Genomic DNA, 2864 nt, shown 5'->3' on the forward strand with positions numbered 1-2864 from the left:
CAGGTTGAGGGAGGCATAGGCCTCGCTGGTGGCCAGGCGCACCACCCGGCCGGCCTGGAGCAGTTCGGCGTTGCTCAGCCCCCGGTCTTCCCGCCCAAACACCAAAGCCGCCATCCGCTTGTTGCTGGCTCCATGGCTGCTGGTGTCTTGGCAGAGCCAGCGCAAGGCCGGGCCCGGCTCGCTGAGCGGCAGGCTCTCGGTTTCAATCCGGCCGCTGGTGGCCACCACCCGCTGGCAGTCGGCAATGGCAGCGGCCAGGTCGGGATAGAGCGTGGCCTGCTCCAGTAGTGCCTCACCATGCACGGCCATCTGCCGGGCTTCAGGGCCGCGGTGATCGCAGCGCGGGGCCACCAGCCGCAGCTGCTCGATGGCGAAGTTGGCGCAGAGCCGGGCCACGCTGCCCACATTGAGGGGGCCTGCGGGCTCCACCAGCACCACCGCCAGGCTCATGTGAGCGTGTGCAGGTAGGCGAGCAGATCCGCCATCGCCTGGGGCTCGGGCTGGAACCGCGGCATGGGAGGTGTGCGGCCGCTCACCACCTGCTGAATCAGCTGACGGTTGTTTTTGCGGCTATCCACGCCATGCAGATCCGGGCCCACAAGTCCCTGGGCCGCGATCCCGTGGCAACCGGCGCAGTTGATCAAAAACAGCTGCTCGCCCCGATCGGCTGCGCCGCTGAGTTGGAGGGTGCTGCGGGTGTAGGGATCGCTGCGGGCCGCTGGCAGCACCACCAGCGCCAACACGGCGACGCAGGCTGCCGCCAGCAGCACCAAGGCTGGGATCAAGCCGCGGCTGCCGCCGGCAGGCTTGGTGCTCTCAGGGGTGGACGACGCAGTCACAGATGGTGTGGGTGGTTCGCGCTTGGCACGAGCGCGTGGAAGAATTGTGCAACCAACGCTGGCGTTTCACCCCATGATCGAACCCCTGCTCTGCGGCATCGTGCTCGGTCTGATTCCCGTGACGCTCACCGGCCTGTTCGTAGCTGCCTGGAACCAGTACCGCCGCGGCAGCGCTCTGGGCGGCTGAAGCCCTGCCTTTTGCTTCATCAACCTGCAGCAGTCAGCATCAACACTGTGCTGCTTCCGTAGCGCTTGTGCTTGAGCAGCTCCCATCCCTCAAACGTCCCATCTGAGCTGGTGGGCAGGGCTTCGGAGCTGCATTCCATCAACAGCAAACCGTGGCTGTTCAGCCAACCGCCTTGCAGCACCGCTGCGGCAACGGATCCGTAGAGCCCAGCGGCGTAGGGCGGATCGGCATAGATCAGATCGAAGGGCGGCAGAGCAGCAGGCCGGCCGGCCTCAAGCCAGCGCACAACCTCCTGGCACTCCACCTGCAGCAGGGGTGTGGGCATCAGCCCGGAGGCGGTGAGTTCGAGGTTGGCGCGGCTGGTGCTCGCCATTGTCCGTTGCTGATCCACGGCCACCACAGCAGCGGCGCCGCGCTGCAGCGCTTCACAGCCCATCACGCCGCTACCGCAGAACAGATCCAGCCAGCGGCTGCCGGGCAGCTCGGCGGCCAGCATGTTCATCACCGCCAGCCGCACGCGCGAGGGGGTGGGCCGAGCGGTGTCTCCCGGTGGGCTCTGCAGGCGCCGGCCACCACTGAGACGCAGGCTCATCCCTGCTGATCCACCCAGGCGAGCCAGCGGCGCAGCATCGCTTCACCACTGAGGCTTGATTTCTCCGGGTGGAACTGGCAGGCACCGATGCGCCCCTGCCAGACGGCAGCGGTGATGCTGTGCTCTCCGAAAGTCACCGCCGCTGTGGTGCAGCTGGGTTCGCTGGGTACTGCCGCGTAAGAGTGCACGAAATACATCCAGGCGGGCTGGCCATCGGGAGGCAACAAGGGGCTGGGGGTGCGGGGCTGCAGAGGCTCCCAGCCCATGTGGGGAACCGGATGGCCCGACTGTTTGGGCAGCGCGGCCACATGGCCCTGCAGCAGGCCGAGCCCCTGCCTTTCGCCTTCATCGCTGCCTTCAAACAGCAGTTGCAGGCCCAGGCAGATCCCGAGCAAAGCCCCACCCGCTCGGCACCACTGCTGCAGGCCTTCGGCTAGCCCGGATTGCTCCAGCCGCTGCATGGCGGGATCGAAGGCTCCCACTCCAGGCAGCACGAGAGCATCGCAGCCTGGCATCTGCTCGTTGGTGGTCACGGCCTGAATTCGGCTGCCCAGGCGTTCAAACGCCCGTTGCACCGAATGCAGATTGCCCATGCCGTAATCGATCAGGCCGATGGTGCTCATGAATTAGGAGAGGGCAGAGCGGATCCTTTCGCCAGGTTGCTCGATCGCCGGTGCAACCTCCAGCGGCAGATCATTGAGTCGGTCGATGAGTTGATAGAGCAGCCCCACCCGGCGGCGATCGAGATGGAAGCGCAAGCAGGGCCGAAGGATGCCGTTGCTGTCGCAGCTTTCACCTTGGCTGAGGCTGCCCTCATCCACCAGATCATCAAATTCACGGTTGAGCTCGGCCACGGTGTCTGCGGGGAGTTCGCTGTGCAGCAGCAGTTCCATCCGGTCTTCGGCGAACTGCGCCGTGTGGAAGACCCGATAGAAATGACAGATGTGCTGCATCGCTTCGGCGGCGGTGCTGGCCTGTTTGAGCAGGCTGGTGTCTTCCGGGGAGATCAGCGCGCGGCTGGCCAGATCGCTCTGGATGTCTTTCAGCCAGTCAGGCCAGAAGCGATCGCCGCTCGGCGCCAGCATCACCAGCGGAATCGGGGGCGTGCGGCCTGTTTGGATCAAGGTGAGCGACTCAAACAGCTCATCGAAGGTGCCGAAGCCACCCGGCATCACCACCAGGGCATCGCTCTCGCGCAGGAAAAAGAGTTTGCGGGTGAAGAAGTAGCGGAAGTGGAGTAGACGGC

Annotated in this window: 6 protein-coding genes; 1 reads left to right on the forward strand and 5 read right to left on the reverse strand. The window is 65.6% G+C overall.

Features of this window, described 5'->3' with window-relative positions; genetic code table 11:
• Nucleotides 1–450 (reverse strand): RNA methyltransferase (locus tag ACIQ2E_RS13830; RefSeq protein ID WP_398331740.1); only part of this gene is annotated, 450 nt, incomplete at its 3' end.
• The gene (locus tag ACIQ2E_RS13835; protein WP_296442507.1) at nucleotides 447–839 is read right to left on the reverse strand and encodes a cytochrome c; all 393 of its coding nucleotides are present in this window, start codon (nucleotides 837–839) and stop codon (nucleotides 447–449) included. The genes ACIQ2E_RS13835 and ACIQ2E_RS13830, both read right to left, overlap by 4 nt.
• A gap of 73 nt (nucleotides 840–912) precedes the next feature.
• On the opposite strand from ACIQ2E_RS13835, the gene petG reads away from it, so the two are divergent.
• Entirely contained in the window at nucleotides 913–1026 is a 114-nt protein-coding gene (petG, locus tag ACIQ2E_RS13840; RefSeq protein WP_010303680.1) for a cytochrome b6-f complex subunit V, read from the forward strand.
• Nucleotides 1027–1045: 19 nt separating this feature from the next.
• Here the strand turns inward: petG and rsmD are convergent, their stop codons facing one another.
• The 3 genes from rsmD to ACIQ2E_RS13855 form a co-directional block, all read right to left on the reverse strand.
• Nucleotides 1046–1618, reverse strand: coding sequence for a 16S rRNA (guanine(966)-N(2))-methyltransferase RsmD (gene rsmD / locus ACIQ2E_RS13845; protein WP_398331745.1), 573 nt, complete (start codon nucleotides 1616–1618; stop codon nucleotides 1046–1048).
• On the reverse strand, nucleotides 1615–2241 hold the full coding sequence (gene hisH, locus ACIQ2E_RS13850; RefSeq protein WP_398331748.1) for an imidazole glycerol phosphate synthase subunit HisH: 627 nt from the start codon (nucleotides 2239–2241) through the stop codon (nucleotides 1615–1617). Before hisH ends, rsmD begins: the two co-directional genes overlap by 4 nt.
• 3 nt (nucleotides 2242–2244) lie before the next feature.
• A partial coding sequence (locus ACIQ2E_RS13855) for an LOG family protein (RefSeq protein ID WP_398331751.1) occupies nucleotides 2245–2864 on the reverse strand: 620 nt, incomplete at its 5' end.

It is taken from the genome of Vulcanococcus sp. (genome assembly GCF_044369115.1).
Taxonomy (GTDB): domain Bacteria; phylum Cyanobacteriota; class Cyanobacteriia; order PCC-6307; family Cyanobiaceae; genus Vulcanococcus.

Coding starts and splice junctions, on each gene's coding strand:
- rsmD (WP_398331745.1), bottom strand. CDS start 1,618: ATGAGCCTGCGTCTCAGTGGTGGCCGGCGCCTGCAGAGCCCACCGGGA.
- petG (WP_010303680.1), top strand. CDS start 913: ATGATCGAACCCCTGCTCTGCGGCATCGTGCTCGGTCTGATTCCCGTG.
- hisH (WP_398331748.1), bottom strand. CDS start 2,241: ATGAGCACCATCGGCCTGATCGATTACGGCATGGGCAATCTGCATTCG.